This window comes from Synechococcus sp. OH2 (assembly GCF_047462155.1).
Classification (GTDB): Bacteria; Cyanobacteriota; Cyanobacteriia; order Thermostichales; family Thermostichaceae; genus Thermostichus.
Window position 1 is genome coordinate 135,233 of record NZ_JANSIR010000095.1, and the last position, 6,730, is coordinate 141,962.

General features: G+C 63.3%; 3 protein-coding genes and 1 pseudogene. All 4 read right to left on the bottom strand.

From position 1 onward, the window contains the following. On the bottom strand, positions 1–780 hold a 780-nt coding region (locus tag NW835_RS09125), incomplete at its 3' end, for a cysteine desulfurase family protein (protein WP_414415111.1). 57 nt (positions 781–837) lie between these two features. Continuing rightward, the gene (acs, locus tag NW835_RS09130; protein ID WP_414364810.1) at positions 838–2,796 is read right to left on the bottom strand and encodes an acetate--CoA ligase; all 1,959 of its coding nucleotides are present in this window, start codon (positions 2,794–2,796) and stop codon (positions 838–840) included. A 296-nt stretch (positions 2,797–3,092) separates the two neighbouring features. Next, positions 3,093–4,412, bottom strand: a complete 1,320-nt coding sequence (gene rodA / locus NW835_RS09135; RefSeq protein ID WP_414333893.1) for a rod shape-determining protein RodA — start codon at positions 4,410–4,412, stop codon at positions 3,093–3,095. Positions 4,413–4,445: 33 nt separating this feature from the next. Next, positions 4,446–6,730: pseudogene (locus NW835_RS09140) on the bottom strand (hypothetical protein); the annotation flags it as partial.

Below are 6,730 nucleotides of genomic sequence, written 5' to 3' on the forward strand. Positions count from 1 at the left end.
CAGCTCTTGGGCTGCCAAAGCCGCCGCCACCCCTAGGCCGACAATGGCAGGGATCCCTTGGGTGCCGGCTCGCAGCCGCCGTTCTTGCCCGCCCCCCCGCAGCAACGGTTGCAGCTCCACCCCTGGGCGCACATAGAGCGCCCCCACCCCCTGCGGCCCGTAAAGCTTATGCCCAGACAGGGAGAGCAGGTCCACAGGCAGTTGCGCCAGATCCAGGGGGATCCGCCCCACAGTCTGCACCGCGTCGGTGTGGAAGAGCACCCCAGCCTGGCGACAGAGGCGGCCCAGCTCGGCAATGGGCTGCAGGGATCCCACCTCATTCTGGCCGTGGACGATGGAGACCAGAACGGTGTTGGGCTGCAACGCCTGGATCAAGGTTTGGGGATCCACCTGGCCGGCGGAGTTAACCGGCAGACGGGTTACCTCCCAGCCCTGGGCCTGCAACCGACGGGCGGCATTCTCCACCGAGGCGTGCTCGACGCTGGAGATGATGAGATGCTGGGGAGTGGAGTAGCGCTGCGCCACCCCAAACAGGGCCAGGTTGTTGGACTCCGTTCCGCCAGAGGTAAACAGCAGCGTCTCCGGCTCACAGTTGAGCAGCTCGGCCACCTGCTGCCGCGCCCGTTCCATGGCCATGGCCGCCCGTTCTCCCCACCCATGCAAGCTGGAGGGGTTGCCCCAACTCTCCTGCATCGCCAGCCCCATAGCCTCGATCACCTCAGGCCGAGGCGGAGTGGTGGCGCTGTGGTCAAAGTAAAGTGCGGGATCCAGAGGCGACATGCGAGCTTGACAACCCAGGACTCGATGTCCCCATCTTAGTGCCGGCGCGTTGGCAGTTCACACCCCTTGCCGCAGCCGTTCCAGCACCCCCAGGTCTTCGAGGGTGGAGGTATCGCCGCTGATGCCGGAGCCGGCAGCCAGTTGCCGCAGCAGGCGGCGCATGATCTTGCCAGAGCGGGTCTTGGGCAGCGCCTCGGTGAAGCGAATCTCGCTGGGGCGGGCGATGGCTCCGATCTCCTCGACCACATGTTGCATCAGTGCTTGGCGCAGCGCTTCGCCCGGCTCGTAGCCCTCCGCCAAGATGACAAAAGCCACGATCGCCTCTCCCTTGATCTCGTCCGGTCGCCCCACCACCGCTGCCTCCGCCACAGCTGGGTGAGAGACCAGCGCCGATTCCAATTCCATCGTGCCCAGACGGTGGCCGGCAACATTGATGACATCGTCCACCCGGCCCATCACCCAAAAGTAGCCATCTTCATCCCGGCGGGCGCCGTCCCCGGCAAAGTAGAAGTACTGCCCATCCTTGGGCGGGATCCGCTCCCAGTAACTGGAGCGGAACCGCTGCGGATCTTTGTAAAGGGTGCGCATCATGCCCGGCCAGGGACGGCGGATCACCAGATAACCCCCTTCTGGGGCCGGGTTCCCTTCCATGTCGACCACATCTGCCGCAATGCCTGGGAAAGGGCGGGTGGCGGATCCCGGCTTGGTGGGTGTAACTCCCGGCAGAGGCGAGATCATAATGCCGCCGGTTTCGGTCTGCCACCAGGTATCCACAATCGGGCAGCGCCCACTGCCGATGACGGTGTAGTACCACATCCAGGCTTCCGGGTTGATCGGCTCGCCCACGGTGCCCAACAGCCGCAGCGAGGAGAGGTCATGCCGGCGGGGCAGGGCGTCGCCACTTTTCATAAAAGCCCGGATTGCCGTGGGGGCGGTGTAGAAAATCGAGATGCGGTGGCGGGCGATCAGCTCCCAGAAACAATCGGGTTTAGCAGGTCGGGGCGCCCCCTCGTACATAAACACCGTCGCACCATTGGAGAGGGGGCCATAGACGATGTAGCTGTGGCCCGTGATCCAGCCAACATCGGCAGTACACCAGTAGATGTCTTCTTCCTGCAAATCGAAGATCCACTGACAGGTGACGTGAGTGTAGAGGTTGTAGCCGCCGCTGGTGTGGACAACGCCTTTGGGCTTGCCGGTAGTGCCGGAGGTGTAGAGGATAAACAGCATCGCCTCCGCGTCCATAGGCTCGGCGGGGCAGGCTTCTTCTAGGCTGGGGGCCAGCTCATGCCACCAGATATCTCGATCCGGGATCATCGACACAGCTTGTCCTGTCCGCTGCACCACCAGGACTTTTTCGACGCTGGGCACCCCTTCCGCCAGCGCCAAGTCCACTTGGGGCTTGAGGGGGACGATGGCATCTTTGCGCCAGCCCCCATCGGCGGTAATGACGACTTTGGCTTCCGCATCCCGCAGCCGCTCCTTGAGGGCCTCGGCGCTGAACCCGCCGAACACCACCGTATGGGCTGCCCCGATCCGCGCACAGGCCAGCATGGCCATGACGGCCTCCGGGATCATCGGCATGTAGATCCCCACCCGATCCCCTTTTTGAATGCCCAGAGACTTGAGGCCGTTGGCCCAGCGGCAGACCTCGCGGTGGAGCTGCTCGTAGGTCAGGGTGCGGGTGTCCCCCGGCTCCCCCTCCCAGATGAGGGCGGGCTTGTGGCGGCGGCCATTGTCCAAATGGCGATCCAGGCAGTTGTAGCTGAGGTTGAGCTGCCCCCCCACAAACCATTGCGCCTGGGGCGGATCCCAGTGCAACACCTGCTGCCAAGGCTGAAACCAGTGCAATTCCTGCTGTGCCAGCCGCTCCCAAAACCCCAAGGGATCCGCTTCCGCCTCTTGGCAAATCTGTTGGTAGCGCTCAGGGGTGATGCGAGCCCGCTGCACAAACGAGGGAGGCGGCGGGAAAAGGCGTTTTTCCTGCAGAATCGACTCCAGGGCCGGTTGAGACATGGGGACAAGACCGGTACAGACAAAGGGATCCCAACCGCGCCGCGGCTCCCTACAAGGGACGACGGGAGGGAGGTGGGAATAGGATACCTACCCCAGCAGGGGTAGAGCAAGGGAGCGATCCCCATTGCCAGGGGTGGTCAATTTCATACTGAATCGATTGCAGCCATTCAAATTACAGCCTTTTCGGACTTCATGGGAGTTCTGCAGACGAGCGGGATCCCTGTCGAGCGAAGAACAGATGGGTACTGGCCTGGGTCAGTGCCGCTAGAAAAAGAGGGAGAGGAGAACTCTTGAAATTACTTGAAAAAGGTGGTGCGTTGGCGGTGCATCACCACCGATTCCACCAGGCCGATGGCCAGAAAGTTGGTCAACAGAGCCGAGCGGCCATAGCTCAAAAAAGGCAAGGGCAGGCCGGTGATGGGGGCCAAGCCAATTGTCATACCGATATTGACTACCGCCTGAAAGAGGATCATCGCCAACACCCCGATGGCAATGAGAGACCCGAAATTGTCCTTGGCTCCTTGGGCAATCCAGATCAGCCGCGCACACAGAATCCAAAACAGGATCAGCACCGTCAGGGTGCCGACAAAGCCCATCTCTTCCCCAATGGCCGAGAAAATGAAATCGGTGTGCTGCTCGGGGATAAAGTCCAGTTGGGTTTGGGTGCCCTGCTGGATGCCACGGCCCCAGAGCCCACCGGCGCCGATGGCGATGCGAGATTGAATCAGGTGGTAGCCGGATCCCCAGGGCTCTTGCATGGGATCGATAAAAATCTCCAGCCGCCGCCGCTGGTAGGGCTTGAGGATGTGCCAGGCCACCTGGCCCAGATGCCCGGAGAGCAGGTTGATCACTCCAAAGGTCATCGCTCCTGTCCACCGCCAAGGCAGCCGCCAAGCTGCTAGGCTCGCCATGCCCAGGCACCAGATCAGCCAGACCCAGAGCATCCAGCTCAACTCCGCGCGGGTGTGCAGGCCGTAGAGAATGGCCCCCACCCCCGGCGACAGCAGCAGGAGGATCCAACTGCCCTTGGCCCCGGCCCAGTAGAGCATGACCAGCAAGATCACCACAAACACCAGGGCGGTGCCCAAGTTGGGCTGCAGGAAGATCAAAACCCAAGGAGGAGCGACGACGGCAACAGCCACCCAGATTTGGCTGAAGTATTTGATTGGCCAGTGGTGCAAAATGGCCGCCAGGGTGATGATGACCCCCAACTTGGCAAACTCGGAAGGCTGTACCTGGACGCCGGCAATGGAGATCCACCGCTCTGCCCCTCCTCCCGCCGTGCCGAAAAAGAGCACTGCAATCAAGCCCGCCAAAGTCAGGCCATAGGTGAACCAATGCCAGCGCAGCAGCCGCTCGTAGGGGATCCGCGCCACCATCGCCAAAAACACCAGGCTGATCCCGGCCATGATCAACTGCTGCAGCCAGTAGTGGCTGATGGGACGCTCCCAGACAGCGCTGCGGATGGCGATGATGCCGATGCCCGTCAAGGCCAGCACCGTGGCCAGCAAAATGCCGTCGAACTCCCGCCAAGGCAACAGGATTTGCTGCAGGAGCTGTTTCCACCTTGACTGGGGGGGCACTTTCGGATCAGCGCTGGACAGGAAGAGGGCCATATCTGATGGAGCGACGCCGGCACCAGTTTATCTCTATTCCCAGCCCTGCAGTTGCTCTAGCCAGGCAGAGAGCCGGGATCCCACCTGTTCTCGGCGCTGCTCAAAATTGGCTGCTGCCCAAATCAAGAGCACCCCCAGCAAGATCCCCATCCCCCACAACAGGATTGGGTCAGTGGTTACCCACAGCCACCCCTGCCGCAAGACGCCCAGGCCAAAGCCCAGGGTGCCCGCCCACAGGTAGGCCCGCACCCGCAGCGCCAAACCCAGTACCCCCAAAGCCAAGCCCAGCCCCACCGGCCAAAACCCCGCCCCCAGTTGCCCGTGGGTTTCGATCAAAGTCACCAACACCAATAGACCCGACGAGAAGGCCCGCAGCCGGTGCCGACTCTCTCGAGCACCAGCCTGTTGCAGTCCGGGATCCACCTGGGCCACATAGAGCAGGGATCCCACCAGAGGCAGGGCATAGAGGGTCAGGGAAGCCCAATCCTGCTGCCAGCCGTAATTCCACAGGATCCAGTTGCTCAAAAACAAGCTGATGTAGCCCAGGCGCACCTGGGAGCGCCAGATGGCCAAGAAAGCGTAGTAGGCTGCCCCCAGCAACAAATTGCTGTTGTTGTCGCCGCCCGCCGTCACCACCAGGGCCAGCAACGGCGCCACCAAGGCCGTATTTGACCAGGGATCCGCCGGCCAGCCCCACCGTTGCCAGGGCAGAAAGTAATAGAGGAGTCCCAGCCCACAGAGCAGGGATCCGGCCCATTGCTCCACCCTCAAGCTGGGGAAGCCCAGCCACATACTACCCAGGCAGATGCCGACTCCCTGCCAAGCGCTGAGGTGGCACCAGGCCGTTGGCAGCCAGCCCGGCTCTGTCGGGGATCCCGGCCTCGATCTTCTCCCCTGGGCGGCGGCATAGGCCGCCAGGCCGGATCCCGTCAGCACCCAGAGGAGCCGCCCCCACCGGCTGAGGCGAAGATCGAAAAGCGCAGGCCAAAGGACGAGGTTGGCCAGGGCCCAGTTGGCCGAGGCCATCCAGCGCAGCCAAGCTCTTTTAAGCTGCAGGGTCGCCACCAGCCAAGGGGGGCAAAGGCGGTAGACCACTGCCAGGAGCCATCCCAGCAACGCGGTCAGCACCAGTCCATCTCCCCAGGATCCCCCTGTCTGCTGGCTCAGGAAGTGAATCCAGCTCTCGTAGGCAGCCAGTGACATCCCGCAGGCCCCCAGGATCCCCTTCCAGTTGACGGGAGGGTCTTCTTCCGTTCGCATAAGTGGGACGGAGTCCCCACCTTGCTCTTGTGCCCCTGGGATCCCCTGCCCCAGGCCCAACAACACGATGGCCAGGCCTAAGCTGCCCACGCCCGTCAGCTCGCTCCACTGGGCATGGGATCCCAGCCAACCCAGCCCGGCATAGATCAGCGGCCCTGTCTTCCAGCAACTCAGGGTCTGGACTCGCTGCAGGAGCTCTCCCCCGCCGGGGAACAGGAGTTTCTCCGGCCCTATCCAGAAGAGGATCCCCAAGCCCAGGTTGAGGACGGCCCACAGAGGCAGGACGGGACGGGATCCCTGCACAACCCAGAGCAGGATGCCGGTCGCCCCCAGCTCCAAAGCCCAGATCAGCCCGTAGGCGATCCCTTCCACCACCGCCCAGGAAACCGAGCCGGTGGCAGAGTCCGTCCCGTCGGCGCCAACGACCGCCGAGCCACCCCTTGAGAGAGCCACCCCCAGCCGCAGGCCGAGCGCCACCAGGGCCACCCCAGCCGCCAAGGGCAGAGCGCCGGGGAACATGGGCTGCTTGCCGACGGAAATGGGGAGCCGAGAAGGATCCGCCAGGGCCGACGTTGTCGCCACTGTGAGGGCAAAGAGGAGCACCAACCCCAACAGCAGGCCCCAGCCATCCAGGGCCGGTCGGTAAGCGGCTTGTAGGCGAGAAGAGAGGCGCAAAATTCCGTAGCGACAGCCGCTCAAGAGCAACCCCAGCACCGCCAAGGCCAGCAGCCACTCCGCTTCCGTGAGCGTCGGCAATAGCCGGCTGATTCCCACCAGGCCGATCCCTACACCAAAGGCCACCGCCAGCAGTGCTTCTGGAGTAGGAGAACTGGGAGAGGGAGAAGCCCACAGCCACACCTGAGTTGCCAGCAGCAGCACTCCCAGCCCTAGCCCGAGCAGATCCAGGCCCGGCCTGCCGAGGGTGAGCCCCTGGGCCATCACCAGGGAAAGCACCGCCAGAAGGCGCAGGGATCCCCGCGCCGGAATCCCTTGTCGCCAAGAAAAAGATCCCCCTTGCTCCGGGATCTGCAACCAGCGAGGCATAAACGCCAGGGGCG